General features: G+C 53.7%; 25 protein-coding genes. 13 read left to right on the top strand and 12 right to left on the bottom strand.

Features of this window, described 5'->3' with window-relative positions:
• Positions 1-24: 24 nt before the first annotated feature.
• The 8 genes from LMS44_RS08070 to LMS44_RS08035 all read left to right on the top strand — a co-directional run bounded on the left by LMS44_RS08070 (position 25) and on the right by LMS44_RS08035 (position 7,256).
• Complete coding sequence (locus tag LMS44_RS08070; RefSeq protein ID WP_498947213.1) at positions 25-999, top strand: 2-hydroxyacid dehydrogenase; 975 nt, start codon at positions 25-27, stop codon at positions 997-999.
• On the top strand, positions 996-1,661 hold the full coding sequence (locus tag LMS44_RS08065) for an HAD family hydrolase (RefSeq protein ID WP_041158001.1): 666 nt from the start codon (positions 996-998) through the stop codon (positions 1,659-1,661). The genes LMS44_RS08070 and LMS44_RS08065 overlap by 4 nt, the downstream gene beginning before the upstream one ends.
• A 286-nt stretch (positions 1,662-1,947) precedes the next feature.
• Positions 1,948-2,946, top strand: coding sequence for a TRAP transporter substrate-binding protein (locus LMS44_RS08060; RefSeq protein WP_498947212.1), 999 nt, complete (start codon positions 1,948-1,950; stop codon positions 2,944-2,946).
• Entirely contained in the window at positions 2,946-3,488 is a 543-nt protein-coding gene (locus LMS44_RS08055) for a TRAP transporter small permease (RefSeq protein ID WP_022524036.1), read from the top strand. Before LMS44_RS08060 ends, LMS44_RS08055 begins: the two co-directional genes overlap by 1 nt.
• Positions 3,485-4,759 carry a TRAP transporter large permease gene (locus LMS44_RS08050; RefSeq protein WP_498947211.1) on the top strand — a complete coding sequence of 425 codons (1,275 nt, stop codon included), beginning with the start codon at positions 3,485-3,487 and terminating at the stop codon, positions 4,757-4,759. The genes LMS44_RS08055 and LMS44_RS08050 overlap by 4 nt, the downstream gene beginning before the upstream one ends.
• 33 nt (positions 4,760-4,792) lie before the next feature.
• Entirely contained in the window at positions 4,793-5,623 is an 831-nt protein-coding gene (gene kduI, locus LMS44_RS08045; protein ID WP_498947210.1) for a 5-dehydro-4-deoxy-D-glucuronate isomerase, read from the top strand.
• A 24-nt stretch (positions 5,624-5,647) separates the two neighbouring features.
• Positions 5,648-6,400: a 2-dehydro-3-deoxy-D-gluconate 5-dehydrogenase KduD gene (gene kduD / locus LMS44_RS08040; RefSeq protein WP_278369588.1), complete on the top strand. Its 753-nt coding sequence runs from the start codon at positions 5,648-5,650 to the stop codon at positions 6,398-6,400.
• A gap of 61 nt (positions 6,401-6,461) precedes the next feature.
• Positions 6,462-7,256 (top strand): IclR family transcriptional regulator, encoded by a 795-nt coding sequence (locus LMS44_RS08035; RefSeq protein WP_041157996.1) that lies wholly within the window; start codon positions 6,462-6,464, stop codon positions 7,254-7,256.
• A 38-nt stretch (positions 7,257-7,294) separates the two neighbouring features.
• Here the strand turns inward: LMS44_RS08035 and LMS44_RS08030 are convergent, their stop codons facing one another.
• Positions 7,295-8,503: an amino acid deaminase gene (locus tag LMS44_RS08030; protein WP_278369589.1), complete on the bottom strand. Its 1,209-nt coding sequence runs from the start codon at positions 8,501-8,503 to the stop codon at positions 7,295-7,297.
• Between the two features lie 113 nt (positions 8,504-8,616).
• On the opposite strand from LMS44_RS08030, the gene LMS44_RS08025 reads away from it, so the two are divergent.
• The 4 genes from LMS44_RS08025 to LMS44_RS08010 all read left to right on the top strand — a co-directional run bounded on the left by LMS44_RS08025 (position 8,617) and on the right by LMS44_RS08010 (position 13,015).
• A complete protein-coding gene (locus LMS44_RS08025; RefSeq protein WP_278369590.1) occupies positions 8,617-9,480 on the top strand; it encodes a MurR/RpiR family transcriptional regulator in 864 nt (287 codons plus the stop codon).
• Between the two features lies 1 nt (position 9,481).
• Positions 9,482-10,969: an N-acyl-D-amino-acid deacylase family protein gene (locus LMS44_RS08020; protein WP_278369591.1), complete on the top strand. Its 1,488-nt coding sequence runs from the start codon at positions 9,482-9,484 to the stop codon at positions 10,967-10,969.
• Entirely contained in the window at positions 10,966-11,358 is a 393-nt protein-coding gene (locus LMS44_RS08015; RefSeq protein ID WP_278369592.1) for a RidA family protein, read from the top strand. The genes LMS44_RS08020 and LMS44_RS08015 overlap by 4 nt, the downstream gene beginning before the upstream one ends.
• A gap of 157 nt (positions 11,359-11,515) precedes the next feature.
• On the top strand, positions 11,516-13,015 hold the full coding sequence (locus LMS44_RS08010) for a sodium:solute symporter family protein (RefSeq protein WP_278369593.1): 1,500 nt from the start codon (positions 11,516-11,518) through the stop codon (positions 13,013-13,015).
• 72 nt (positions 13,016-13,087) lie between these two features.
• Here the strand turns inward: LMS44_RS08010 and LMS44_RS08005 are convergent, their stop codons facing one another.
• The 11 genes from LMS44_RS08005 to LMS44_RS07955 form a co-directional block, all read right to left on the bottom strand.
• Positions 13,088-14,563: a mannitol dehydrogenase family protein gene (locus tag LMS44_RS08005; protein WP_278369594.1), complete on the bottom strand. Its 1,476-nt coding sequence runs from the start codon at positions 14,561-14,563 to the stop codon at positions 13,088-13,090.
• 3 nt (positions 14,564-14,566) lie between these two features.
• Positions 14,567-15,847, bottom strand: coding sequence for a TRAP transporter large permease (locus LMS44_RS08000; protein ID WP_278369595.1), 1,281 nt, complete (start codon positions 15,845-15,847; stop codon positions 14,567-14,569).
• 2 nt (positions 15,848-15,849) lie between these two features.
• Positions 15,850-16,428 (bottom strand): TRAP transporter small permease, encoded by a 579-nt coding sequence (locus tag LMS44_RS07995; protein ID WP_159176574.1) that lies wholly within the window; start codon positions 16,426-16,428, stop codon positions 15,850-15,852.
• 94 nt (positions 16,429-16,522) lie between these two features.
• Entirely contained in the window at positions 16,523-17,491 is a 969-nt protein-coding gene (locus LMS44_RS07990) for a TRAP transporter substrate-binding protein (protein ID WP_022524048.1), read from the bottom strand.
• An 86-nt stretch (positions 17,492-17,577) separates the two neighbouring features.
• Positions 17,578-18,600 carry a Zn-dependent oxidoreductase gene (locus LMS44_RS07985; protein WP_009287704.1) on the bottom strand — a complete coding sequence of 341 codons (1,023 nt, stop codon included), beginning with the start codon at positions 18,598-18,600 and terminating at the stop codon, positions 17,578-17,580.
• Positions 18,601-18,614: 14 nt separating this feature from the next.
• Entirely contained in the window at positions 18,615-19,826 is a 1,212-nt protein-coding gene (gene manD / locus LMS44_RS07980) for a D-mannonate dehydratase ManD (RefSeq protein ID WP_159176573.1), read from the bottom strand.
• Positions 19,827-19,856: 30 nt separating this feature from the next.
• Positions 19,857-21,278 carry a glucuronate isomerase gene (gene uxaC / locus LMS44_RS07975; protein ID WP_236557275.1) on the bottom strand — a complete coding sequence of 474 codons (1,422 nt, stop codon included), beginning with the start codon at positions 21,276-21,278 and terminating at the stop codon, positions 19,857-19,859.
• 36 nt (positions 21,279-21,314) lie between these two features.
• A complete protein-coding gene (locus LMS44_RS07970) occupies positions 21,315-22,604 on the bottom strand; it encodes a TRAP transporter large permease (protein WP_022524051.1) in 1,290 nt (429 codons plus the stop codon).
• The gene (locus LMS44_RS07965) at positions 22,601-23,095 is read right to left on the bottom strand and encodes a TRAP transporter small permease (RefSeq protein WP_022524052.1); all 495 of its coding nucleotides are present in this window, start codon (positions 23,093-23,095) and stop codon (positions 22,601-22,603) included. Before LMS44_RS07965 ends, LMS44_RS07970 begins: the two co-directional genes overlap by 4 nt.
• A gap of 97 nt (positions 23,096-23,192) precedes the next feature.
• Entirely contained in the window at positions 23,193-24,152 is a 960-nt protein-coding gene (locus LMS44_RS07960; RefSeq protein WP_159176571.1) for a C4-dicarboxylate TRAP transporter substrate-binding protein, read from the bottom strand.
• Positions 24,153-24,258: 106 nt separating this feature from the next.
• A complete protein-coding gene (locus tag LMS44_RS07955) occupies positions 24,259-24,990 on the bottom strand; it encodes a GntR family transcriptional regulator (protein ID WP_027959012.1) in 732 nt (243 codons plus the stop codon).
• Between the two features lie 355 nt (positions 24,991-25,345).
• Between LMS44_RS07955 and LMS44_RS07950 the strand changes: the two genes are divergently transcribed.
• The gene (locus LMS44_RS07950; protein WP_159176570.1) at positions 25,346-26,899 is read left to right on the top strand and encodes a sensor domain-containing diguanylate cyclase; all 1,554 of its coding nucleotides are present in this window, start codon (positions 25,346-25,348) and stop codon (positions 26,897-26,899) included.
• Positions 26,900-26,928: the final 29 nt, after the last annotated feature.

The following is a 26,928-nucleotide window of genomic DNA, read 5'->3' as shown; positions in this document are numbered from 1 at the left end:
AGGCTTTTCACCATGGAGATAACAATGAAAAAACGTCTAGTGATTCAAGGACGACTCAGCGACGCTCAACAGACTGAACTTAGCGATTTGTTTGAAGTGGATGTGTTGCCGAAAACCAGCTCGCTTGATGCCCCTGAAAATCGCGCTCTATTAGCGGAGACACACGGCATTATCGGTTCCGGCTTAGCCATTACCCCCCAGTTGCTGGACGCAGCGCCCAACTTGAAAGTCATCGCGACCATCTCGGTTGGCTACGACAACATCCCGGTTGATGAACTGACTAAGCGCGGCATTATGCTATGCAATACGCCTGATGTGCTTACCGAAACCACTGCTGACACCGGCTTTGCGTTGATCATGGCCGCGGCGCGCCGGGTGGTTGAACTAGCCGAGTGGGTCAAAGCGGGCAAATGGCAAGCCAGCATTGGCCCGGCACTATTTGGCAGCGATGTGCATGGCAAAACCCTAGGCATGGTGGGGTTTGGGCGCATCGGTCAAGCCGTTGCCAGGCGCGGAGCCCTGGGCTTTGGTATGCAGGTGCTCTACTCCAACGCTTCACCCAAGCCCGATTTAGAGAGTGAGCTTGGTGCGCAGCGCCGCGAACTCAACGAGCTATTGGCTGAAGCCGATTTCGTCTGTGTCACTGTGCCGCTTACCGCCGAGACCGAGCATTTGATCGGTGCCCAAGAGCTTGCGCTGATGAAGCCTTCAGGCATTTTTATCAATATCGCCCGCGGCAAAGTAGTCGATGAAAGCGCCTTAATACACGCCTTGGAAACCAGCGTTATTCAAGCAGCAGGGCTGGATGTATTTGAGCAGGAGCCACTACGCGCTGCGTCACCGCTGACGAAGATGCCCAATGTGGTCGCCCTGCCGCATATCGGCTCTGCTACCCATGAGACCCGCGACGCCATGGCCCAGCGAGCGGTGGATAATATGCGTCTAGCACTCCAGGGTGAGCGGCCAATTAGCTTAGTCAACGAGGAAACCTATCAATGAAGCCAGCCACGCCCCTGTGCTTACTGTTCGATTGCGATGGCACCCTGGTGGATAGCGAAATACTGCTTGCCGAGGTAATGGGGGATATTCTTCCCGAGTTCGGCTTACCCTTTTCAGCGCGTCAGTATATGGATGAATTTCGCGGGGTGCGTTTCCAGACGATCGTCCAAACCCTGGAAAAGCGTTTTCAAACATTAGCAGAAGATGCATTTTCCCAGCTTGAGGCAGGTATGCGGGCGCGTATGGAAGCCCGTATGCGTGCCGAGCTGGTGGCGATTCCTGGTATGGTCGCCGCACTGGAACAGTTAAGTAGCCACCCCAAGGCCGTGGTCTCTAATGGCCCCGAGCGCAAAATTCGCTGTGCGCTGGAAAGCACCGAACTAGGCCATCACTTTGCTGACAAGCTCTTTAGCGCCTATACCCTCAATGTCTGGAAACCCGACCCCGAGCTGTACCGTAAAGCTGCCGCCGCTATGGGCCATGCTCCTCAGCAGTGCGTGGTGATCGATGACGCGGCGGTGGGTGTGGAAGCGGGGCTAGCGGCGGGCATGCACGTGATTCACCTCAACCACTTCCCTAATGAAGAACTCACCCCCGAAGGGGCGATTGGTATCCACCACGCCAGCGAGCTTCCCACCGCCATTGCGCGCCTACACTTCTGATCGCGGTTGCTTGGTTAACTGATTAACCGCCGCTAATCAACTCTCCAACGCCCACCCTCGACAGGCATGTTTCCCGTGCCTGCCGACGACGCCGCCTGCGTGCTTATAACCCCCTCTCTCTGTACTGAAAATATGCATCGCGACCAATGTCGCATAGCCCAAGCATTGACCTATGCAGGAATGACGTTAAGCTTGGTCTCACATCAAATATAAAAACAGATTTTATATTTGAGAAAACAACCATCGCATCGCAACAAAAACATCACAATAAAACGGAGAACCTTCCATGCGCCTAACCCACTTAATGATGGCCAGCCTCGCTATTGGCTTCACCACGTCGCTCCAAGCTGCCGATTTCACCTTCAAGTATGCTCATTCGCAAACCGATGAGGCGCCGCGTTCTGAGTCCATGCGCTACTTCAAAGAAGCGCTTGAAGAGCGCAGTGATGGGCGTATCGCTGTCGAACTCTATTTCAATGGCACCCTGGGGAAGGAGGAGGACGTACTTCAGCAAGTCCAAATGGGGCTTATTCAGGGCTATCGCGGTGGTTTGTTTGCCCAAGCTAACCCCGCCTACCTGATCTATACCATGCCGTTCCTGTTCACCACGCCTGAGCAGGCTATTGACGTGATGGAGGGCGAGCTTGGCCAGGCCATTAATGAAGGCGCACGAGAAAGCCAGCTGCATATACCGGTGACCGGCGTTGCAGGCGGTATGCGCCAGTTAACCAATAACGTTCGCGCCGTTAATCAAGTTGATGACCTCCGTGGCTTGAAGATTCGCACCCCGCCGCTGGCTCCCACGCTGCGCGCGTTTGAAGATCTGGGAGCATCCCCCCAGCAAGTGCCTTACACCGAGACCTATATGGCGCTGCGCACAGGCGTGGTCGATGGGCAAGAAAACCCGCCCTCCAATATCGCCGATATGAAGTTTCATGAAGCTCAGGAGTACATGTCATTACTGAACTGGCAAATCCATCCTGATCCCTTCTTTATCAGCGCCCAGTGGTACGACCAGCTACCTGAAGAGCTGCAGTTGATCGTCGACGACGTCGCTCAGGAGACGATGACCCGCTCCAACGAAATTTGGCTAGCCTCCGAAGCCAACTACCTCGAAACACTGGGCGAGCACATGAGCATTAATGACATCGCCGACGAACACCGCCAAGGCTTCGTAGATGCCGTCGTTCCTGTCTGGGAGCACTTTGTTGAGCGTGGTGACTTTAGCCAGGAGCAGTTAGAGCAAGTGCTCGCGCTGACCGATCAAGCCGAGGTATTGGAGTAATGAATCCACCTCCACTGGCGCAGCCGATGGCGGAAGATACCGCCTTGATGCGGGTAATGCGCCGCTTCGCTAGCCTGCTGGAAAATCTGATCGCCGCATTGATTGCGGCGGTTTTCCTGCTCTGCTTGGCACTGGTGATACTGCGCTACGTATTCAGCATTGGCTTTGCCGGTGCTGAAGAGGTGATGCGCTTTCTATTTGTGTATTCCACCGCACTGGGGGCATCGGTCGCCATTTTGCGCGGCGAGCATATCCGTATCAGTGTGCTTGTGGATGCACTGCCTTCGGCAATAGCCGTCTGGCTGAACCGCTTACGCCACTGTCTTGTGATGCTATTCAATGGCTATTTGGCATGGCTCAGTATCAGCTGGATTGGGCAAGTGGGTCGTTTCCGCTCCGCCGTGCTGGATGTGCCTAATTGGGTAGTGCAAATCAGTGTCCCCATTGGCGCGCTACTGGTCATTCTGTTTTCCTTGGCGGTGCTAGTGGGTGGAGAGCGCCCCTCAGCTCAACGAGAAGACGCGCAGGAGGGCCAGGCATGATTTTACTGCTTGTTAGCCTGATGGTGCTGCTGTTGATTGGGGTGCCCATCGCCTATTCCCTAGGGCTTTCGGGGCTGGTCTACTTCTTGATCATGCAGCCAAGCTTGATTGGCGTGCTTCCCCAGCGGGTACTGTCCGGTATGGATCTGTACACCATGATTGCCCTGCCGCTGTTCATTTTGATGGGGCTGGTGATGAACGCCTCAGGCATTACCACGCGCTTGATCGACTTCTGTTTGATGTTGGTAGGCCGTTTTCCAGGTGGGCTGGGGCACGTCAATATCTCGACATCGATGATCTTTGGCGGCATATCGGGCTCTTCTGTGTCTGATACGGCATCGGTGGGTTCCGCCATGATTCCTGAGATGGCACGCAAGGGATACAGCGTAGAAACCGCCAGCGGTATTACCGTGGCATCTTCCACCATGGGCATGATCATTCCTCCCAGTGTGCCCATGGTGATCTACGCTGTTACCGCGCAGCAGTCTATCGGCACCATGTTTATGGCGAGCCTTGTGCCAGGTTTACTCATTGGCCTGCTGATGATGGGCATCATTGCGCTAATGGCCGGTCGTCAAGGCTACCCCCGTGCCCACGCAGGATTAAACCCGCAACAGCGCCGCCAGGTGATTCAGCGTGCGGTACTCGCGCTATTAATTCCTCTGTTTGTAGTGGGTGCGGTGGTCGGTGGTGTCGCTACAGCCACTGAGTCCGCCGCGTTAGGCGTGGGCTATGCGCTGTTTCTAGCATTGGTGGTATTTAAAAGCCTCAAACTGCGTGAACTGCCCGCACTGTTTCGCTCTGCCGTAATGACCAGCGCAACGGTGATGATCATTATTGCCATGAGCCAGCTGTACGTGTGGATTCTCTCGATGGAGCAGATTCCCCAGCTGTTGGCAGGCTTTTTAGGCGGGCTGGATCTTACCCCGATATTGCTCCTGCTGGTGATTGCAGCTGCCGTGCTACTGATCGGCACCTTTATTGATGTGACCCCCGCGATTTTGCTGATTACCCCAGTGGTGCTGCCGGTGCTTGCCCTGGCCAATATTTCACCTGTGCAGTTTGGTGTCCTGTTGATCAGTGGCCTAGCTATTGGCTTGGTCACGCCGCCGGTGGGCATGTGCCTGAACGTCTGCTCATCCATCACTGGCCTCTCGATTGGGCGTATTTTCCGCGGCGCCCTGCCGTTCCTGCTCGCAAATCTCCTGGTGATACTGCTGGTCATTGTCTTTCCGGCTATCACCCTGTGGCCGCTCACGCTGTTCTCGTGAGCCCATTTACTTTTACTATTAAAGGAAATTCATATGGATATTCGCCAAGCGCTTCATAGCGATCATTTTAAAACCCTCGATACCCAGCGCCTGCGTGACAAAATGCTGGTCACCAAGATTATGGAGCCTGGGCAACTGTCGCTAACCTACAGCCACGTTGACCGCATTATTGTCGGTGGCGCGGTACCCACTGATTCACCGCTTACCCTGAGCGGTGGCAAAGAACTTGGCGTTGACTATTTTCTAGAGCGGCGGGAAATGGGCGTTATCAACATTGGCGCGCCCGGGCGCATTACTGTCGACGGTGAAACGGTCGAGCTGGGCACCCACCACGGCTTGTATATTCCCAAAGAGAGCCGTGAAGTCAGCTTTGAGAGCCTCGATGCGACCAAGCCTGCGCGCTTTTATATCAACTCAACGCCTGCCCATGTACGTTACCAGCTTCGCCATATCCGCCCGGAAGATGCCTCGCCCACCACCCTTGGCGACCCCGAAACCGGAAATGTGCGTACCATTAATAAGTACCTGCATACCGATGTACTGGATACCTGCCAGCTCTCCATGGGGCTTACCCAGTTAGAGCCCGGCAGTATGTGGAACACCATGCCCTGCCATACCCACGAACGGCGCATGGAAGTGTACTTCTACTTTGACTTGAGTGAAGACGATGTGGTGTTCCACCTGTGTGGTGAACCCCAAGAGACCCGGCATATCGTGGTTGCCAACGAACAAGCCGTGATTCACCCCAGCTGGTCGATTCACTGCGGCTTTGGCACTCGCCGCTACACCTTTATTTGGGGTATGTGCGGTGAAAACCTGACCTACGATGATATGGACTTTATCGCTTCTAAAGAGCTGCGCTAAACCACTACCCAGGGAGAGTGACCAATGAAGCTATTTTCGCTGAACGGCCAAGTTGCCATGGTGACGGGTTGCAACAAAGGGCTGGGCCAGGGAATTGCCATTGCACTGGCACAGGCGGGTGCCGATATCGTGGGCGTCAACCGCAGCCCTGCGGGTGACACCCGCCAGCAGGTGGAGGCTCTAGGGCGCCAGTTTTACGACATTACGGCGGAGCTGGGCAGCCAAGCGCCTAGCGAGATTGTCTCACAGGCGATCGCGCAAGCGGGCAAGGTGGATATCCTGATCAACAATGCGGGGATTATTCGCCGGGCAGCAGCCGTTGAATTTTCAGAGCAAGATTGGGATGACGTCATTGACGTTAACTTGAAAGCCGCTTTTTTTCTCGCACAGCAGGTTGCCAAACACCTTATCGAGCGCAAAGCGCCGGGCAAGATCGTCAATATCGCTTCATTACTGTCGTTTCAGGGCGGCATTCGTGTGCCCTCCTACACCGCCAGCAAAAGCGGCATTCTCGGCCTAACGCGTCTGCTCGCCAATGAGTGGGCGGGCCATGACATCAACGTTAATGGCATCGCCCCTGGCTATATGGCCACCGACAACACCCAAGCGTTGCGCGACGACCCCCAGCGCCATGCTGAAATTCTTGGCCGAATCCCCGCCGGACGCTGGGGCACGCCAGAAGACTTGGCCGGCGCTGTGATATTCTTATGCTCCGATGCCGCCCGCTACGTGCATGGGCATACCCTGGCGGTAGACGGCGGCTGGCTGGCACGCTAACCAAGCATTTTGGTTAACGCCACGATCAACGAGCGATAGGCAATCACGTAAGGGAGCTTGAATGAAGGAGAAGGCTGAAACGCAGTACCACGCCCCTGCCTTAGAGAAAGGGTTGGATATTTTGGAGCTGCTTGCCCAATCTTCCCAGCCGCTAAGCACCCAAGCGATTGCCGAGCAGATCGGCCGTAAAACCAATGAGATGTACCGCATGCTGATGGTGCTGCGGGATCGTGGCTACGTCAGCATGGATGATAGCGGTAGCCGCTATCAGCTAACGCTAAAGATGTTTGAGATGGCCCACCGCTTCCCGCCCACCAAGCGGTTAGTACAGGCCGCGCTACCGCGCATGGAAGAGCTGTGCCATGAAATCTCCCAGTCGTGTCACCTTAGCGTTGCTCGTCCTGGTCATCTATTGGTAGTGGCCCAGTATGAAAACCCCGACAAGATGGGCTTTGGGCTGCGCCTGGGGGCCAACATCGATATATGCGGCTCCGGTTCTGGGGCCGTCATGCTGGCCTTTCTGGATGAGCCACGCCGGGAGCGCATTCTCGCCGCCAGCGATGCAACGCAACAAGAGGTTGACCGAACGCGGGCGCTATTTGATCCGATTCGCCAGCAGGGCTACCACGTGGGGCCAAGCCCTCAAGTCCAAGGGTTAACCAATATCAGCTTCCCTGTCTTTGGGGTTCATGACGTTATCGAAGCCGTTATCACCATCCCTTATCTCACTCTGATTCCAGAAGCGATGCATCGGGAAGTTCCCAGCATCGACCGCTGCCGGGAACAGCTAGGGGAACTGGCAGACGCCCTGACACTGGCTATTGGTGGGCGCCTACCAGCAGGTACAACGAGCTAAATGATGTTCTCTATAACGGCGTTCTCTATAACAGGGCGCTAAAAGTAGGTCGCCATACGCTCTTTAACGTTTAGTTGATCATCCACTAACAGTATCTGGCGCCATTTATCGAAGGTTAAACAGGGATGAGAGGCGCCAAAGGCGACAATATCACCGACCTCGACATCTTGAGCCCCTTCCGGAAGGCGCACAAAGGTGTGCTGATCCATAATTTTTGCCACCTCCCAGCCAGCAACTGACATTGACTGAGAGGGCTCACCGGCTTCCCGGAACCGACGCAGGGCAATAGGTAGCTGGTCATGACCGATATCACGCTTACCTAGCGCCACAATGGCAAGCCCAGGTTCGGGAAGCGACTGCACCTGGGCAAAGACTTCCAGGGCAGGCTCAAGCCCCTGCTGCAAATCCGGCCGGCGGCCTAATACCGCTGATTGCGCTTCACGATAAAGCCCATGGTCGTGGACGATGTAGCAACCTGGGCGTAGCACGGGGGTAAATCTCCCCTGAAGTGGTGCGCCCTGAAAGGCCTCCGCAATCACGTCATACCAGGCGGAACCTGACGCGGTGACAATCGGGTTCTCTTCAGCAAAGCGTCCAGCAGCTTCGAGCTCTACGGCAACATCCACCAGGTATTTAGCATAGGTACGAATACCGGATTCGGGATTATCCCCGTGAACCACACCCTCATAGCCCTCCAGGCCCACCAGAGAAAGTGCTGGTTCACTAGCAATCACCTCCGCCAGCGAAAGAATTTGCTGCTGATTGCGGCAGCCACAGCGGCCACCCTCCACGCCTATCTCAATAAGCACCGATAACGTCAAGCCCCGCTCAGCAAAAAAGCGCCCGAGCTGGCGCGCATTCTCATGGCTATCGACCACACAATAAAACGCAGCGCCCTGTTCGATCAGACTGGCGATAATGGCCATATTTGCCTGACCCACCAGTTGGTTCGCCATCAATATTCGGGTAACGCCATTGGCGAAGGCAGCACGACACTGGGGTGCAGTCGCCAGGGTGATCCCCCACGCACCCGCCTGAAGCTGACGATGGAAAAGCGCGGGCGTCATGGTGGTTTTGCCATGGGGCGCCAAGCGGGCACCATGAGCCTCTGCGAATCGTTGCATCCACTCTACGTTATGAGCCAGTGGGCCTTCATGCACCACGGCAGCGGGAAGGCTGACACCTGATAGCAGGTTTGATCCCAATTCCTCACCGCCTTTATCCATCGCTAACGCCATTGTCTGCATTCGCCCATATCCTCTTTTTTAATAAAGCATCAATGTTAGATATTTTCACAACTATTGACTTAAGGTTAAAAACTAACATACTTTTTAAATCAGGCAACCATTAGGAGTCCACGGTGAGCCAGGAAATCGACATCTTGTCACGTATTACCACTGACTTTGCTGCCTTGCGTGAAGCTGAAAAAAAAGTCGCCGAGCTGATATTTGCTGACATCGAGTTTGTCACCGAAGCAAGCATCGGTGACATCGCCCAGCGCGCGGGGGTAAGTGATGCCAGTGTCACCCGGTTTGCACGCGCTATCGGCTGCACTAATGTGCGCGACTTAAAAACGCGCTTAACACGCGCTTTAGCAGCAGGTCGCCGTTTTATACAAGAAGCGACCCCCGAAGACAGCTCAAGCGTGGTGTATGACATTGCCACACAAACCCTCGCGCTTAACCGTGACTTGCTCGCCCAGGCCGATGTGGCAGGCGCTGTCGAACAGCTGGATAAAGCGCGCCAGATATTGGTATTTGGCGCAGGGGGCGGTTCCAGCATTCTCTCCCAAGAGCTTCAGTTTCGCCTGGTACGCCTTGGCTATGCGATCTGTGCTTACCCTCAAGCACTACTACCCCGCATGGTGGCATCCACTCTTGAGCCTGATGACGTCGTCGTCGTGCTGTCGGTGACTGGCTACACGCCGGAGATGGTGGAGTCAGCAAAGATCGCAAAACAGTACGGCGCCAAAGTGATTGCGATAACCGCAATGAATTCTCCATTAGCCGAAACATCCGACATTGTGCTCCCGATCACCTCCCGGGAGACCGACTTTATCTATCACCCTTCAGCTTCCCGCTACGCCATGCTGGCGGTCGTTGATGTGTTGGCACTTGAACTTGCCATGCGCCATCGCGAACGCTCGCGGACTAAATTGCGTCGTCTCAAGCTTAGCCTGGATGATCATCGCGGTGGCGACAACCGCCAGCCATTAGGAGATTAGGATGGTTTACGACCTGCTGATTCGTAACACCAACGTACTGGATGGCTCCGGCGCAGCCCATTTTCGTGCCGATGTGGCTATACAAGGCGAGCGTATCTGCGCCATCGGTGACATGCCTTACGCCACCGCCACCACCATTATTGACGCCCAAGATCGCTATCTGGCCCCTGGTTTTATCGATGTCCACACTCACGATGATACCAATGTGATTCGTACTCCCGAGATGCTGCCGAAGCTGACACAAGGAGTAACGACGGTGGTGGTGGGTAACTGTGGGATCAGTGCCAGCCCCGTGACACTCACACGCGAAGTACCCGACCCCATGAATTTACTGGGCAAGCTAGAGGACTTTAGCTACCCAAGCTTCAGCGCCTATGCCAACGCCGTAGACGCTGCCGCACCAAGTATCAACGTCGCCGCCTTGGTGGGGCATACGAGTCTGCGCAGCCAGGTGATGGATAGCTTTGCCCGGCCTGCGACTCAAGAAGAAATTGCCAACATGGAAGTGTTGCTAAGCCAAGCGCTGGATGAGGGAGCCCTAGGGCTTAGTTCAGGGCTTGCCTACCGTAACGCGATACACGCGCCGACCGCCGAGATGGCCCCACTGGTGGCAGCCGTTGGCCAATCAGGCGGCGTATATACCACCCATCTTCGAGATGAGTTTGCGGGCCTGCTGGGTGCCATGGACGAAGCATTTTCCACCGCTCGCAATGGCCAGGTGCCTCTGGTGATCTCGCACCTTAAATGCGCAGGCGCGGGCAATTGGGGAGGCGCTGGTAAAGCGCTGAGTAAACTGGAGACTGCCGCCCAGCATCAGCATGCTCACTGCGATTGCTACCCCTACACCGCAGGCTCCTCCACCCTCGATCTCGGTCAGGTAACCGACGAGATTGAGATCACCATTACCTGGTCGACACCGCACCCTGAGCAGGCGCGTCGTCCACTTAAAGTGATCGCCGCTGAGTGGGGAATATCACTGCTAGATGCGGCCAAACAGCTACAGCCTGCCGGTGCGGTTTACCACAACATGAGTGAAGCGGATATGCAGCAAGTGTTAGCGCACCCGCTCTCCATGGTCGGTTCCGATGGATTACCGAACGACCCCCACCCTCATCCGCGCCTATGGGGTGCTTTTCCACGTGTACTGGCTCACTACAGCCGCGATTTAAAACTCATGCCGCTGTCAGAAGCAGTGCGCAAGATGACCAGCCTTTCAGCGGCCAATTTCGGCTTAACGGATCGCGGTGAGATCCGTATTGGCGCTTACGCAGATCTCACTCTTTTTGATCTTGCGGTGCTGGAAGATACAGCGAATTACGAAGTCCCTATTGCGGCAGCTAAAGGCATCGACATGGTCGTGGTGAACGGCAAGATCGCCTATCACCAAGGCGCAATTTCAGATCAACGGTCTGGCCGGATGCTACGCAGAACAGAGCGAATTTCTCAAACGATCCCTCCCCTACAAACCAACCAGGAGCAAACCCCATGAGCATTACTCGATACGGTACCGAAGGCGGCGTAGGCACCGGCGGCCAGAAGCTGCCCTTTGCCCGTGCCGTCGCAGCAGGCGGCTGGCTATACGTTTCTGGCCAAACACCCATGACCGATGGCGAAGTCGTTGAAGGCGGCATTGTTGAGCAGACACGCCTCGCCTTCGACAACTGCTTGGCCATCATGCAAGAAGCCGGCTACGGCGTTGAGGACGTAGTACATGTCACCACGGTATTGACTGATGCCCGCTATTTCACGTCGTTCAACAAAGTCTTCAAGGAGATATTTGGCGACAACCCACCGGCACGTATTTGCAGCGTTCAAGACCTGGTGGTGGATTGCAAAGTAGAAGTTGACGTTAAGTGTTACCGCGCCGATCGCGCTTAAACAACCAGCTTTAAGTACCAATAAAAAGCGCCGCGCCCCGGCAAGGGCGCAGCGCCAGATTACCGCGTGATTAGGATAAAAAAGCCCCGCGGTAATCGCTTCCATTGCCTACCTTCGGCCGCGGCAACGGCCGGATAAACAACGATAAGAGGTTAACATGAACAGCCAACTATTCCTTATTACCTTCGTGCTCTACATCGTCGCCATGATTGTGTTTGGCTGGTGGATTTCAAGACACAAACGGGGCAGCGGCGACGACTTTCTACTCGGCGGGCGAAGCGTACCGCTATTTCTCACCGTAGGTACTACGGTCGCGACCATGGTGGGCACCGGCTCCAGCATGGGCGCCGTCGGATTTGGTTACGCCAACGGCTGGGCAGGTGCTTTATACGGGCTCGGGGGAGCCGTGGGTATTTTACTGCTCGCGGTCTGTTTTGCTCCCGTACGTAAACTTCGCTTTATGACCATGAGTGAGGAACTCGCCTATTACGTCGGTGCGAATCGGCTGGTACGTAATGTGGTCGCGCTACTTATCTATATCGCCTGTATAGGCTGGTTGGGCGCGCATATTCTTGGCGGTGGTCTCTACCTCTCCTGGATGGCGGATATCGATCTAACCACCGCACGTATTCTGGTGGCGTTAGGCTTCGGCATTTACTGCGTGGTAGGGGGTTATTTTGCGGTTATCTGGACTGACACCATTCAAGCGGTCGTGCTGTTTGCGGGTTTTATTTTGATGGCGGTGCTGGCGCTAGTGGAGGTTGGCGGCTTCTCAGGCCTTACGGCAGGTATGGATGCGGGGGCCACTAGCTTTCTAGGTATTGGTCAAATTGGTGCGCTGCCAGCGCTGTCACTGGCTGCCGTCATTGCCATTGGCGTGCTTGCTACGCCCTCCTTTCGTCAGCGCATTTATTCAGGAAAATCAGTCAAATCGGTACGCCGCTCGTTCTTAATCACCGGCGTTCTTTACCTGGGCTTTTCGATCATTCCCGCGATTATTGGTATGGCCACCCACGCCCTTAACCCTGGGCTTGAAAATAGCAACTTCGCCTTCCCTTTTCTGGCCACTGAAATTATGCCCCTAGGATTAGGACTACTGCTATTGGTAGCGGGTCTTTCCGCTACGATGTCTAGCGCGAGCTCTGATGCCATTGCCGGTGTTTCCACACTGATTCGCGATCTGTACGTGCTGGCAACGGGCCGCACGCCCTCAGCGCGAAATGTAGTGCGCTTCTCGCGTATTGCGCTAGTGGCAACCATTGGTCTGGCGCTGCTGTTCGCGCTGGCCTCAGACAATGTCATCACCTACATCACCCGCATGATCTCGACGATTCTGTCAGGGCTGTTTGTGAGTGCCATGCTGGGCCGTTTCTGGTCACGTTATAACTGGCAGGGTGCCATCGCCACGTTAATTTGCGCGTCGGTGACCTCCTTAACGATTATTGCCAATAACGACTGGACAGCCTTCTGGGGTAACCCAAGCATCCCCGCTGTGCTAGTAGCGCTGGTAGCGGGTGTGGTTGTAAGCCTAGTGACGCCCGCCTCACGCGTGACTTCTGCCCAGGCACTGGCAATTCTTGACCAAGAGCGCAAGCGTATGGAGCAAGTGCCCGAACCGACTCTCACGAACGCTGAAGCGCCCGCTGCCCCTCACTAAGCGTTAGCCATAAGTGCGCACTAAAAAACCCCACTGATTGATTCAATCAGTGGGGTTTTGAACTTAACGGGATTATAAGCCCGCTAGTGCCTCACGCAACCCGCCCTGGGTGAGTGTTTGATATGCCACCAGCACCGCCTGTGCAAACGCATCGTCTTGTGCCAATGCGTTTGGCACCACATCGTCCATGGCTAAATAGGCCGCTACCAGCGCGCGGGGATCGCTACCATGCATCTGGTGCAGCTCTGCAAAGCGCTTGGCTAGCGGATCATCCACGGGGTAACTATTTCCTTGCAGGTCTTGACCCGCGGTATAGCGAATCCAGGCCGCCACTCCCAGCGCCACGCAGGGCGAAGTTTGACCAGCGGCACTACGTTCCAGCGCGCCGGAAAGCCAGCGCTGTGGAAGCTTTTGGCTACCATCCATAGCGATCTGCTGTAGACGATGACGCAAACTGTCATTGGCAAAGCGTGCCAGCAGCGAGTCAGCATAAGCGTCTAAATCGATTCCCTCGGGCATCTCTAGCGTAGGTGCTGCCTCTTCAAGCATATAGCGGCGTAACAACGCCCTAAGCTCGCCATGATTGATGCCGTCATAGACCGTTTCGATACCTGCAAGTGCACCAAGATAGGCCAACAAGGAGTGGCTGCCATTTAGCATACGCAGCTTCATGGTTTCAAACGGCGCCACGTCGGCAACCATCTCGACGCCCTCCGCTTCCCAGCCTGGCCGCCCCATGGGGAAGTTATCTTCCACCACCCACTGAGAGAAAGCTTCACATACCACCGCATTTGAGTCGGAAATTCCCAGCGCCGCTAAGCGCTCAAAGTCGGCATCCGTCATCGCGGGGACGATGCGATCCACCATGCTGCAGGGAAACGCTACTTCAGTGGCAATCCAACTGGCCAGTTCTGCGTCACGATGCTCGGCTAGTTGCACCACCGCCTGGCGTGTCCGCTTACCGTTATCTGGCATATTGTCGCAAGAGAGCACGGTAAAGGGGGCAATGCCAGCCTCACGCCGCTGAGCCAACGCGTCTACCAATAAGCCTGGGGCCGTTCGCGGCTGTTGGGGCGAGGCAATATCACCGATGATCATTGGGTCATCGACTTTTAACTCACCGCTCGCGGGGTTTAAAAAGTAGCCCTTCTCAGTGACTGTTAACGTAACGACACGGGTATCCGCAGAGGCCATTCGTGCCAGTAGCACCTCTCGGTCTCGGCCCCAGCTATCCATACCTTCGTCCGCGCCATCACGGCCCGAGAATAGCGTCTCTTCAATAACGCCAATTTCACGCAGCGTGACGCTGTCACTATCGGCGTACTCCGCTACATGATAGCGCTGCCCTGCCGCACGTAAGCCGTCGACTAAACCAACGCTAGAGCGTAAATTCGCGCTGCAAACGCCCCACTCACCATCGCCACTGCGTTGGCGATAACGTTCTAAATAGACCGCTTGGTGGGCACGATGAAAAGCGCCTAACCCCAGATGGACAATCCCGATCCGACCACTTCTTGGCTTTGCTTCAATAAGCTTTGGAGCCATCATCAACTACTCTCCCATCAGCAAGTTAGGCAACCAAAGCGAAATCGCGGGGACATAGGTCACCAACAACAGTACCGCCAAGTTGCACAGCAAAAAAGGCACGATGGCTTTTGCCACCGTCAACATAGGTAGCTTGCCAATCCCCGCTACCACGAATAGGCAGACCCCCACCGGCGGGGTTGTCAGCCCAATCATCAGGTTCAACACCGCGATTACCGCAAAGTGAACCGGATCGACACCCACGCCAGTGGCGACTCCCACCAAGGCCGGGAAAAGAATAATCAGCGCGGCAATAGTCTCCATAAAAGCGCCAACAAACAAAAGAATCAGGTTAAGGATGAGTAAAACAATGAGCGGGTTATCGCTAATGGAGAGAATCAGTGAGGCTATCATCTGAGGGATCTGCTCACTGGTGAGTATCCAGCCAAACAGGTTGGCTAACCCCACCATCAGCAGGAGTGCCGAAGAGGTTAATACGGTGTCTGACAAAATCGCCGGAAGCTTTTTCCACGACAGGCCTTTATACACATACATGCCGACGACCAAGGCATAGAGGCAAGCCACAATAGAAGCTTCGGTAGGGGTAAAGAACCCGCCAATAATGCCGTAGAGAATAATCACAGTCATCAGCAGTGCCCAGAAGGCCGTTTTGGCTTCGCGCAGCAGCTGCAAAAACGGTACCCGCTGCTCTTTGGGATATCCACGCCGAACGGCCAGGAGATACACCGTAATCATCATGGCGAGGCCCATTAGAAGCCCCGGTACGGCACCTGCCAGGAACATCCGTCCGACCGAAATCCCGCTGAGCGAACCGGCAATGATCATGGGTACGCTGGGCGGTATAATCGGCCCAACGGTTGACGAGGCGGCGGTAACCGCAGCAGCAAACGGCTTGTCATAGCCTGAGCGAGCCATACCGGGAATCATCACCGAACCGATGCTGGCTGAATCTGCAACCGCCGTGCCGGAGATACCACCGAAAATCATCGACCCTGCCACATTGGCCAAGCCAAGACCGCCGCGAATGTGGCCTAACAGAGCATTGGAAAAACGCACAATATGATCAGTGATATTGCCCACGTTCATTAAATTGCCGGCCAGCACAAAGCCGGGAATACACAGCAGCACGAAGGTGTCGATACCCGCATACATGCGCTGCGGCACGATGGTTAATGAAATGCCTTCAAGCAGCAGATAAGAGAGCGAGGCTAACCCCAGCGCAAACGCAATGGGCATTCCCACCAAGAGCAAAACCAAGAAAACGCTAAAGAGGATAATAACTTCCATGCTTACGACTCCGGAAGGGAGGCAGAGGAGCGACACATTGCGATAATTCCCTCAAGACACCCCAGCAAGCTGTAAACCAGGAGAAGCGCAAAGGTGACTACCGTTGAGAAAAAGATATACAGCATGGGAACATGCAGCGTTGGCGAGGTTTGCCAAGCGCCGTTTTGCGCATACTGCCAAGCGTAAGGCAGCACCAAAAAGGCAAACAGGCCAATCAGCGCACAGATCAACACTTGAAAGGCTGCTTGTATGCGCGGCCCCAGTAGATGATGGAAAAGCTCAACGCTGATGTTTCGGTTCTGTCGCAGCACCACACCAACAGATAGTGCCACCATATAAATAAACAGATAGCGCGAGAGTTCTTCGGTCCAGGCTATCGAAAACGGCAAAAATAGCCGTGAACAAATTTGCAGCAGTACCGTGGCGGCAATCGCAATCAGCGCCGTAACAGCCAACGTCAGAAAGCACGTGTCCACCCAGCCAATGACACGCCCAATGGGGCCTTTAAATTTAGGCACCGCCGACATTGAATCCAGACTCTCCAACGCTTGCTGTTCAAGCGCTTTGTGACCCGAGTTCATAACCGTATCCTCATGGGCAAGCTGCTTGTATCGTTAGAAAATGGACTGGCGCACGCCAGCCCATTGTCATTATCAATTGACCACAAATCCGAGCTTACAGGTCTTGGATAGCGTCAAAGAGTTCACGCTGCTCTTCGGTTAAGGCCTCAAGCACGGCGGGGCGAGCTTTCTCTGCAAAGGCATCGACATCGACTTCCACGAACTCCATGCCACGCTCCTGTAGCGCTTGCTCAAGACGTGCTTGGTCATCAACGAAAAGCTCGGCTTGATACTCCTGCATCGTTTGAGCAGCGTCTCGCACCACTTGCTGAAGTTCTTCCGGCATACTTTCCAACTGGTTACGGCCAATCACCACGTAGATCCAGCTGCGCACATGGCCGGTCATGTTGACGTAGTCCTGCACCTCATTAAAGCTGGCGCTTTCGATCAGACTAAGCGGGTTCTCTTGACCTTCCAGGGTGTTTTGCTGCAGCGCAGTGAACACTTCGCTAAACGCCATTGGGGTTGGACGTGCCCCCATTGCCTGCCATGTATCAACGAATAGCGGCACGTTAGGAACGCGAAGACGTAACCCATCCAGCTCATCAGGCGTGCGGATAGGACGATTGGAGGTCAGCTCACGGGGGCCACGCTCAAACCACGCCAAAGGTACCAGGTTAGTGCGTTCAGTGATTTGCGCTTCAATCTCAGCACCAATATCGCCGTTAACGGCGGCATGGAGGTGTTCGGAATCTCTAAAGGCGTACGGTACCGCCATCATCGCGGCTTTCGGCGCCCAGTTCTGTAAGCTTTCACCGGTAATAGTCATATCCGCCGTGCCCAGTTGGATACTGTTGATCACGTCCATCTCGTTCCCAAGCTGCTCACTGGGATAGAGGCGTACTTCGATCTGCCCGTCAGAGTTTGCTTCGACCTCCTGTTTAAATTTCTCAGCGGCCTGGTGCCAAATGTTCTGCTCATTGGCTAAATGGCCAAAACGCAGGGTAAAGTCTGCCGCCATTAGTGAGTGACTGCCTAGCATGGCGGCCCCAAGAACAGCGCTGGTGATAAGTTGTTTGATCATTATCTTTCTCCTGCACACGGGTGTTGTTAGTTGTTTATTGCAGCTATTAATTTCGCGTGGGTTGGCGTGGGTTGGAGTAGCATCCCTCAAGCACTGATTTGAATCAGCACCTTGCGGGCCTCTTCTGGCCGGTGATCAAGCATGTCGATGGCGCTGGGCATGTCGCTTAGCGGCAACCGGTGGCTGACTAACGCCAACGGATCCAACTGCCCACTTGCCATTAGCTTTAGCACCTCCGGAAACTTACGGTTGTTGAGCCGCGACCCGACCAGGGTCAGCTCTTTCTTAATCACCTCTAACTGCACTAGCTCGCTGGGCTGAACGCTAAAGCCCAGTAGACCAATGCGCCCTGCTGGCGACGCTAAACGCAGCATTTGCGGTAACAGCGCTGGCACGCATGCCGCATCGGCAATAAGCGGCACGCCTTCCCCCTGGGTTAAGGCAAGCACCTCTTTTTCCACATCCTGCTCGCGGCTATTAAATACCTGCGTTGCCCCAAGCTGTTTTGCCGCCACTAACCGCTCGTTAATAACGTCAGTGACGATGACCTCTTCAATCCCCTTGGCCAGGGCCATTTGCAGGATCGTAAGGCCAATAACGCCGGCGCCCAGAATCATTAGTCGATCACCAGGATGCGGCTGCATACGATCAAGTACGTTGGCGGCAATGGTATAAGGCTCAACTAAGGCAGCGGCGTCTAGCCCGATATGCTCGGGTAGGTGGTGTACGTTAGCCGCGGGTACGGCCACAAACTCTTCAAAACCACCATCGCGATGCACGCCGATCACTTCCAGCGAACTGCACACGTTGGGACGTCCAATCCGGCAGGGGTAGCACTCACCACAGCTGATAACGGGGTCAATGCACACGCGATCCCCAACGGCTACGTCAGCCACGCCTTCCCCTACCGCCTCCACTACCCCGGCGAACTCATGACCGGTGATGCGCGGAAAGCGCACAAAGGCGTTGTCGCCATGGATAATGTGCATATCCGAGCCGCAGATACCGGCAAATGCTACGCGTACCAACGCTTCACCAGCGGCCACCTTGGGCGGATCAACTTCCGCGACCTGGTAGTCATGGGGCGCCTTTACCTGGAATGCTTTCATCTAGATGAACTCCTTCACCAGTGCCACAAGGTGCCGTCTTCTAACCGGTTCACCGGCAGGCTGGCGCGCTTATAGGGGTATTGCTTGGCTAACTGTTCATCGATATCAACACCATGCCCCGGCTTTTCACCAACGATGAAATGCCCGTCCTCAAAGCGATAATCGTGGGGGAATACCTCGTCAGTGGCGCTGGTATGCGGCATATACTCCTGGATGCCGAAGTTGGGTACCCAGGTGTCAAAGTGAATCGCCGCCCCCAAGCAAACCGGCGAAAGATCCGTTGGCCCGTGGAAGCCGGTACGCACATGGTAAAGACCCGCCAAATCGGCAATGCGCCGTACGTGGGTGATCCCCCCGGCGTGGGTTAAAGTGGCGCGTATATAGTCAATCCACTGATTCTCGATCAACGCTTTGGCGTCAAACAGGCTGTTAAAGACTTCGCCCACCGCCAGCGGCGTGGTGGTGTGCTGGCGGATAAGACCAAACGCCTCCTGGTTCTCAGCCGGTACGCAGTCTTCAAGCCAAAAGAGATGGTAGGGCTCAACTTCTTTACCTAAGCGAGCAGCCTCGATGGGCGTCAGGCGATGATGAACATCGTGTAGCACGTGCAAATCATCGCCGAAGCGCTCACGTACGGCGGCAAATAGTTTAGGCACATGGTTTAAGTATTTACTGGTACTCCACACATGCTCTGCGGGCAAATCAGAATCTGCAGGTTCATAGGGCTCACCCTCTTTTTTGGCGACACCATAGATGCTGGCAATGCCTGGCACACCAGCTTGAACGCGTACCGCTCTGTAGCCCTCATCCACATGGCGGGCGACCTCTTCCAGGCACGCTTCAATATCTCGCCCCGTTGCATGACCGTAGACCATTACCCGGTCACGGCTCTTGCCACCCAACAGTTGATACAGAGGCATGCCCGCAACCTTCGCTTTGATGTCCCATAGGGCTACGTCGACTGCCGCAATAGCCGTCATCGTTACTGGGCCACGCCGCCAGTATGCGCCGCGATAAAGGTAGTGCCAGATATCTTCGATACGGCTAGCATCACGCCCAATTAATGTTGGTAATACATGCTCTTCCAGGTAAGCGACCACCGACAGCTCGCGGCCGTTTAAAGTGGCGTCGCCGATCCCATACACTCCTGATTCGGTAACAATTTTCAGCGTGACAAAGTTGCGGCCTGGGGACGTTACGATTAAATATGCATCGCTAATGATCATGGTAAATCCATCACAAGAAGTAAAAAGAAGTTAACGCTCAAATAGGTAGCGCTGCACATTGTGGTAGCACACCGCACGAACCAGCTCGCCAACTCGGTCAATATCGTTGGGTAACTCGCCGCGGGTCATTTGAGTCCCCAGCATTTGGCAAAAAATACGCCGAAAATACTCATGACGAGAAAACGATAGAAGGCTACGAGAATCAGTCAGCATGCCCACAAAGTGGCGCAGCAAACCAAACTGCATCTGGGTAGTTAGCTGGCGTTCCATGCCATCACGCTGGTCGTTAAACCACCATGCGGCTCCAAACTGCACTTTTCCGGGGATTCCATCACCTTGAAAGGAACCGGCCAGCCCAGCGAGCATTTCGTTATCCCGCGGGTTGAGGTTATAAAGCACGGTGCGCGGCAGTTGATGCTGGCTATCCAGCGCATCCAACAGCGCCGCTAAAGGTTCTGCGTAGGTGATATCGCCAATCGCATCGAAACCACTGTTAGCGCCTATGTCACGACGCCCCCGCTGGCTTAAATCGCGCAAAGCGCCAATGTGAAGCTGCATGACCCAGCCCCGGCGTGCATACTCCTTGCCGAGCCATAGCAGCACTGCTGTGGTAAAGCCGTGCACTTCATCACTGCTCAGTTCATTTCCGCGCTTTCTGCGGTCGAGTATCCGATCCAGCTCATAAGTTGCAGGAGGTTCAACAAAAACGGGCTGCTCAAGGCTATGATCGGAAAGGCAGCAACCTAAACTTTCGAAATGTTCGAGACGCTGGTACAGAGCAGCCAGCAAATCATCGAAACGCTGTATCGTCACGCCACTGGCAACTTCGAGCGTAGCGAGATAATCGACAAACGCTGGCTGTTCTATTTTGAGAACCGCATCAGCTCGAAATGTCGGCAGCATAGTCGGCCCAGCATTCGCCTTCGCGTGCCGTTGATGGGTTTCCAAGCTATCCACAGGATCATCCGTGGTACAAATAGTACGCACGTTAAAGCGCTCCAAAATCCCTTGAGCACTAAGCTGTGGAGTTGCTAGCCGCTGTTTAGATAGGTGCCATATCTCCTCAGCTGTCTGTGCAGAGAGGAGAATATTGTCGATCCCTAACGGCTTCTTAAGCTCAAGATGCGTCCAATGATAGAGTGGATTGCCTAAGCAGTCGGGTACGGTTTCCGCCCATGCTTGAAAGCGTTCTCGGTCACTGACATCTCCGGTTATACGCTGCTCAGCAACACCCGCGCAGCGCATTGCACGCCATTTATAGTGATCCCCTTTTAGCCATAGCTGGGTTAAATTATCGAACTGAGTATTATGAGCTATTTCGACTGGATCTAAGTGCGAGTGATAATCGCAAATCGGCATGATCGCTGCGTGCTCATGATAAAGCCGTCGGGCTGCTTCATTTTCTAACAGAAAGTCTTTGCCCATGAACTCAACATTATCATTAAACTTCATCATCGCTCCTTCATTATGAGAGTGCCATAGGCAGATTTAGCCCAGCAATAAGTTAGGCAAAAACAGCACTACATTGGGGAAGAAGAGAATGCCCAGCACAACCACAAATACAGCAAAGGCAAAAGGCAGTAACTCACGGCTATACTCATAAAAAGAGCATCGTAATATTCCGCACACGGTATACATTGAAATACCCACAGGAGGTGTCATGCCACCGAACGTAACCAGCGTCATCATTAACAGCCCAAAATGAACAGGATCAACACCTGCGGCTTTAATAACGGGCACCAAGATGGGGGTTAACAACATGACAACAACCGTGGCTTCTAACAACATACCTAGAAAAACAAGTATTACGGAAACTGCCAGCAACAGTGTTATATGACTAGAGAATACGCCGAGTGTTAGCTCTGCTATTGTTTGCGGCACCCTTTCGAAAGAGACGACATAACCAATAATGCCTGAGAACATAATAATCAGCATTATCATGCCAATATCTCTTACGCTGGCACGCATGGCATTAAGTATCTCTTTAATACCCATTTCTCGGTGTATTACGCAGCCCACCAACAAGGCATAAGCAACCGCAAAAGCACCTGCTTCGGAGGGGGTAAAAAGTCCATAGCGAATACCCACCAAGAGCCATACGGGGAAGAGAATTGCCCAGATACTGCCACGTAGGGCCTTAAGCACTTCACGGCCGGTGGGTAACCGCTCCCTTACTGGCTGATAGCCCCGTCGTTTAGCCATGATGTAAGTGGTCAGCATCAGCGCCACCATTAGCAAGAAGCCCGGCACGAGGCCTGCGATAAATAGCCGCCCTATCGAAACTTCGCCAAGATAGCCGTAAAGGATCAATCCGATACTCGGTGGAATGGTCGCAGTAATCAGCCCCCCAATAGAGAGCACCGCCCCAGTAAACCCCGCTGAATAGCCTCCCTTGATCATGCTTTTTCCCAGCACCCTGGATTGCATTGCGGCATCCGCCACGGCAGAACCGGAAACCCCGCCCATTAAGGTGCTCAACACGATACTTGCCTGGGCTAAACCACCGCTCATCCATCCTGCTAATAGAGTAGAAAGGTGAACCAAACGGGGGGTAATACCGCTGGCGTTCATTAAATGGCCGATGAAAATAAACAACGGCACAGCTAATAGTGGAAATGATTGCGTCGAAGATACAATGCGCTGGACGGCAATGCTTGTCGGTAAAAATGTTTCTGGCAATAAGAAATAGGAGAAACCCGCAATTCCAATAGCAAAGGCAACGGGCATACCTATCGCCATGAGAAGCAGACCGAATCCTAATAACAGAGCTGCCGTCATAGCGCCTCCTCCACAATGTCATCATCGTCAACAACCAAACTCCCGATGACGCCCTTAGCGAACAAGCGGCGTACCAGTGAAAGCATCATTAACAATGCCCCGACAGGAAGTGCCAGAGTGATATACCCATAACTAAGCCCTGCCACTCCCATGGGACGCTGCCAGTTTGAAGCTGCTAGAACGAAGCCATACCAGATTAAAAGAGCCAAAAAGAGCATCATCATCCCAACACATAGGCTGGTAATCATGAGCTGTAACTTAAGAGGTAAACGAATGACAAGGGCATCAATTCGCACCTGGCCTCCCTGGCGCAGGGTAATATCAGCCCCTAATACAGCAGTCCAAATAAACAAAAATTGTGCAAGCTCAGCGCCCCCTGCAAAAGGATTTCCTATTGCCCTAGCCGTTGAGCTAACTAACATGGTGAGAGAGGTACCACCAAGTAGCATAATAGCCAGCCACTCCTCACCTTTATCGTACCAATGCCACATACAGCATTCCTCGCCCTATACGGGCATCCGGACAGTTAAGTAATAGCAAAAGACAAAAAGGGTGCAGCCCCCGCCCTGGCGAGCAGAGGGCTGAGACTCACTCTGAAGAAAGCAATTGATCACGATACTGGTTGTAACCTAGCTCTTCATAAACGCTGCCCATTCGATCTCTGAATACGCCCATATCCACTTGAGAAAACGTAACGCCATCCGCTACCATCCGCGCGCGCACTGAGGCTTGAGCCGCTGCGGTTGCTTGACTAGCAGCTTCGCCAGCTTTTAGCAGTTCTTCATCAAGAATAGAGCGCAGCTCATCAGGTAATGCTTGATACCACTGTTCAGAAGTCGCAATACCGGTCATCAAATGAATATGGTTTGTTAGTGCCACATGAGTAATAACTTCATGCAGATTTTGGCCTTCAGCGGCGGTTAGTTGTGCTTCAGCCCCGTCGATCGACCCTAGCTGTAGCGCTGAGTAAACTTCTGACCAAGGCAGCGGTGTTGGAGTAGCGCCCATCGCTTCGACGGTTTTCACCCATACTGGTGAGTTGATAGTCCGCACACGCACACCACTCAAATCATCAGGTGTCTTCACTTCATTTTGAGTCAGCATCTGTCGTGACCCTTGAAACCAGTTATAATTGAGTAATCGTAAACCACTGGTTTCTGCCATACTTTCGACCCAATCAAGGTAAAGCGGAGATGTTGTGATTTGGTCATAATCACGATAGTCTTCAACTAAATAAGGGGCACTTAAGATACCCAACTCAGGTTGATACTCTGATAAACGCCCCGCATCGACTAAGATCGCGATATTGGCACCACTACGAATTTGTTCGATCACGTCTTCGTCAGAACCAAGCTGGCTGTTTGGGAAAATCTGAATGGTCAGCTCTCCCTCTGAGCGCTCATCAATCGCCTCTTTAGCGCTCTCCATCGCCTGAGCAATGGGATCCTGAGGACTCAACGCAATTGAGACATTAAGCTGGTAAGCAGCGTGAGCCGAATGGCTTGCGACAACCAATGCAACAGCAGGCAGTAATTTTGTGAGTTTCATGTAGGGCTCCTAAAGACATCTATTTATTGTTGATAATTCACCAGCCAGTTCTGGCTGGATCTACTCCATGCAACTTGTGCAGCGTTGTTGTACTCATTAGTGGGTTTTATATAGTTAGCGCATGAACATTCATGCTCACACCTTCAAACAGCTCCGGAAAGCGATGCTCTAATTCAGGCAGAGAGTGGAGTATTTCACATTGATGAATACTCATTGCCTGAACTGCCGCGTCAGTATCTCCAGCAGATATCGCATCCACGATGGCCTGATGCTGATCGGCCAATTTCGGAATAGGCGTAGAATCAGGAATACTCAAATACCGTACTCTGTCTAATTGTGCTTTGACGTCTTCAATCACATTCCACGCCATGGTTTGTCCCGTAGCCAATGCCAAGGTGCGATGAAACATTTCATCAAGAAAGAAGAAGCGGTCATGGTCTTGTCGCTCGATGCAGCTACGCTGTCGATCAATAAGCTCGTTAAGCTCCATTAGCACGCCAGACTGAAGGGGTTGCTTGGTGGCTTCGCGTACGATTGACACCTCAAGCGACTCACGAATAAATCGTGCCTCTAGCACCGCTTGGCGCGAAATGCGTACAACATAGGTTCCCCTTTGAGGGCGAACTTCCACCAAGCCTGACTCTGAGAGCCTTATGAAAGCTTCCCGCACTGGCTGACGGCTCACCGAAAAAGTGTCGGCAAGCTCCTTTTCCGATAGCGCCTGCCCCGGCGCCAGTACCATCTGAATAATCGACTGCCTCAGCACATGAAATAACCGTTGGCGAACCGATTCCCCTTCGTGGGTTCCCTGCCAGAGCGTTTGTAATGTCGTGTGCATTGCACCTGATCCTAATTAGAGAAGCCCGAGACGATTAGCGCCAGAAGCTGATATGACTAGTATGGTAGTTGAATTGAGATAAAAAAAGGCTCATCGCTATACCCTTTAGTCGCATGTCGCGCCGGACATCTAATAGCCAACTTCTTAGCTGGTTCTGAGAAATATCTTACATAACCTCTCGGTTTAGCGTATTTTTTGAACTTTGAGCTGTAATAAAATCGGCATTCAAACGCGAGTATTTAGCAGACGAATCACCTAAAATGGTTTGAGACAAACGACTGAATACTGCCCAATACGGCAATTGCCATGGATGGCTCACGGCTGCTGCAAGCTAAATACGCGTAAGGAGAGAATAATGCAGGCCATCCAGGCAAAGGATAATTCGAAAGACCTGGTCTTAACGACAGAATTACCGTTATTTTTGATAGCTGATCTACTCAAGTGCCCAAACTTACCTACCCTCCCTGCTGTCGCCGTTAACGTTTTAAAAGTGGCGCGTACTGAGCATCCGTCGGTAAACGACTACGCCAATGCTATCGAGCGTGATCCTGCCTTGAGCATGCGTATCATTGCCCTTGCCAATAGCGCTTTTTTCTCACGTAGTCATATAAAGGTACATGCGTGCCAAGAAGCAACGGCACGTTTGGGGTTAGACACCACGCTGGCAGCGGTAATGAGCTTCAGCCTGCTTCAAAACAGAGGTATTGACGCCCATTACCAGCGGGTATGGATGCGCTCTATCATCGCCTCGTTAGCAGCACGACACCTTGCCATACAGCTTTGCCCGGACATGGCGGGGCCCGTTTTCACTGCCGCCTTACTACAAGACATTGGCATCATGGCTTTAAGAGCGACATACCCTAAAGAGAGCAATGAGTTGTATGCTGAAGCCGCACTCTCTCATCGACAGTTATCCGAGTCGGAACAGCGCCTTTTTGGCTGCGATCACTCTCAAGTAGGTGCTTGGCTCGCTGCCAAATGGGGTGTTCCAACACCGCTCGCTCAGCGTATCTGCGATAGCCACAATGAGTACGACATTACCGCCGCCGATAGGCTTTGCATTCAGCTGTCTGGGCCCATCGCCGACGCCTGGCTCTCTTCACATCCTGCGCAGTCGCTCGTCGCCGTGGTACGAGAGTTTGAAACCTACCAGGGCGCCCATGCGATCTCATTACGGCTTTTGTTAGAGAATATTCAGGAACAGTTGCCAGCGCTGGCGGACATGCTGCAAATGACGGCCCCCCCTTTGCAGGATAACGAATCGTTGCTTGCCGAGGCCCAACAGCTGTTGTTTCAACAGACGTTACAGCTCAAAGCGCGCTTTGAAACGCAACAAGTAGAGCTCGCCTCCCTGCGTCAACGACAAGAAGAGTTAGAAGAGCGTTCACGAACCGATATGCTCACCGGTCTTGCCAACCGATCCTGGCTTGAAGAGCAGATGCATAAGCGCTTTGTCTTGTGCCAGGAACAGTCTCGCATCATGTCAGTGGTATTTATTGACCTTGACCACTTTAAGAAGCTCAACGATCAATACGGCCACCAAATGGGCGACAACGTGCTGCAAAAATTCGGCAAAACGCTGCAGTCGCTTATTCGTGAAGGCGATCTTGCGGGGCGCTGGGGAGGCGAAGAGTTCCTGGTCATTTTGCCAGATGAAGATGCCCAGGCAGCTCAAGTATTCGCCAAACGTATTGCCCAGCGTTTAGAAAAAACGCCCATGGCTCACAACGACCAGCACCCTATCTATGTCTCCGTTTCGATTGGCATTGCCTGCCTGAACGACGGCGGATTTGGCGATGCGGGCGAGCTTATTGATGCCGCGGATAAAAGTATGTATTTCATTAAACGCACGGGCAGGGGTGGAATAGCAGTATATGGGGAGCGCGGTGCGCCAGGGGCCCCAAACTAGCATCAACTAGCCTCTACCTTAATGGACAA

Origin of the sequence: Halomonas profundus (assembly GCF_020865425.1) — a bacterium.
GTDB lineage: Bacteria > Pseudomonadota > Gammaproteobacteria > Pseudomonadales > Halomonadaceae > Vreelandella > Vreelandella titanicae.
Note: the sequence above shows the minus strand (reverse complement) of the source record. Positions and strands in the feature narration are given on the sequence as shown.

Excerpts from the sequence above, each read along its gene's own strand:
- LMS44_RS08070 (WP_498947213.1), top strand. The coding sequence starts at position 25 with ATGAAAAAACGTCTAGTGATTCAAGGACGACTCAGCGACGCTCAACAG.
- LMS44_RS08065 (WP_041158001.1), top strand. The coding sequence starts at position 996 with ATGAAGCCAGCCACGCCCCTGTGCTTACTGTTCGATTGCGATGGCACC.
- LMS44_RS08060 (WP_498947212.1), top strand. The coding sequence starts at position 1,948 with ATGCGCCTAACCCACTTAATGATGGCCAGCCTCGCTATTGGCTTCACC.
- LMS44_RS08055 (WP_022524036.1), top strand. The coding sequence starts at position 2,946 with ATGAATCCACCTCCACTGGCGCAGCCGATGGCGGAAGATACCGCCTTG.
- LMS44_RS08050 (WP_498947211.1), top strand. The coding sequence starts at position 3,485 with ATGATTTTACTGCTTGTTAGCCTGATGGTGCTGCTGTTGATTGGGGTG.
- kduI (WP_498947210.1), top strand. The coding sequence starts at position 4,793 with ATGGATATTCGCCAAGCGCTTCATAGCGATCATTTTAAAACCCTCGAT.
- kduD (WP_278369588.1), top strand. The coding sequence starts at position 5,648 with ATGAAGCTATTTTCGCTGAACGGCCAAGTTGCCATGGTGACGGGTTGC.
- LMS44_RS08035 (WP_041157996.1), top strand. The coding sequence starts at position 6,462 with ATGAAGGAGAAGGCTGAAACGCAGTACCACGCCCCTGCCTTAGAGAAA.
- LMS44_RS08030 (WP_278369589.1), bottom strand. The coding sequence starts at position 8,503 with ATGCAGACAATGGCGTTAGCGATGGATAAAGGCGGTGAGGAATTGGGA.
- LMS44_RS08020 (WP_278369591.1), top strand. The coding sequence starts at position 9,482 with ATGGTTTACGACCTGCTGATTCGTAACACCAACGTACTGGATGGCTCC.
- LMS44_RS08015 (WP_278369592.1), top strand. The coding sequence starts at position 10,966 with ATGAGCATTACTCGATACGGTACCGAAGGCGGCGTAGGCACCGGCGGC.
- LMS44_RS08010 (WP_278369593.1), top strand. The coding sequence starts at position 11,516 with ATGAACAGCCAACTATTCCTTATTACCTTCGTGCTCTACATCGTCGCC.
- LMS44_RS08005 (WP_278369594.1), bottom strand. The coding sequence starts at position 14,563 with ATGATGGCTCCAAAGCTTATTGAAGCAAAGCCAAGAAGTGGTCGGATC.
- LMS44_RS08000 (WP_278369595.1), bottom strand. The coding sequence starts at position 15,847 with ATGGAAGTTATTATCCTCTTTAGCGTTTTCTTGGTTTTGCTCTTGGTG.
- LMS44_RS07995 (WP_159176574.1), bottom strand. The coding sequence starts at position 16,428 with ATGAACTCGGGTCACAAAGCGCTTGAACAGCAAGCGTTGGAGAGTCTG.
- LMS44_RS07990 (WP_022524048.1), bottom strand. The coding sequence starts at position 17,491 with ATGATCAAACAACTTATCACCAGCGCTGTTCTTGGGGCCGCCATGCTA.
- LMS44_RS07985 (WP_009287704.1), bottom strand. The coding sequence starts at position 18,600 with ATGAAAGCATTCCAGGTAAAGGCGCCCCATGACTACCAGGTCGCGGAA.
- manD (WP_159176573.1), bottom strand. The coding sequence starts at position 19,826 with ATGATCATTAGCGATGCATATTTAATCGTAACGTCCCCAGGCCGCAAC.
- uxaC (WP_236557275.1), bottom strand. The coding sequence starts at position 21,278 with ATGAAGTTTAATGATAATGTTGAGTTCATGGGCAAAGACTTTCTGTTA.
- LMS44_RS07970 (WP_022524051.1), bottom strand. The coding sequence starts at position 22,604 with ATGACGGCAGCTCTGTTATTAGGATTCGGTCTGCTTCTCATGGCGATA.
- LMS44_RS07965 (WP_022524052.1), bottom strand. The coding sequence starts at position 23,095 with ATGTGGCATTGGTACGATAAAGGTGAGGAGTGGCTGGCTATTATGCTA.
- LMS44_RS07960 (WP_159176571.1), bottom strand. The coding sequence starts at position 24,152 with ATGAAACTCACAAAATTACTGCCTGCTGTTGCATTGGTTGTCGCAAGC.
- LMS44_RS07955 (WP_027959012.1), bottom strand. The coding sequence starts at position 24,990 with ATGCACACGACATTACAAACGCTCTGGCAGGGAACCCACGAAGGGGAA.
- LMS44_RS07950 (WP_159176570.1), top strand. The coding sequence starts at position 25,346 with ATGCAGGCCATCCAGGCAAAGGATAATTCGAAAGACCTGGTCTTAACG.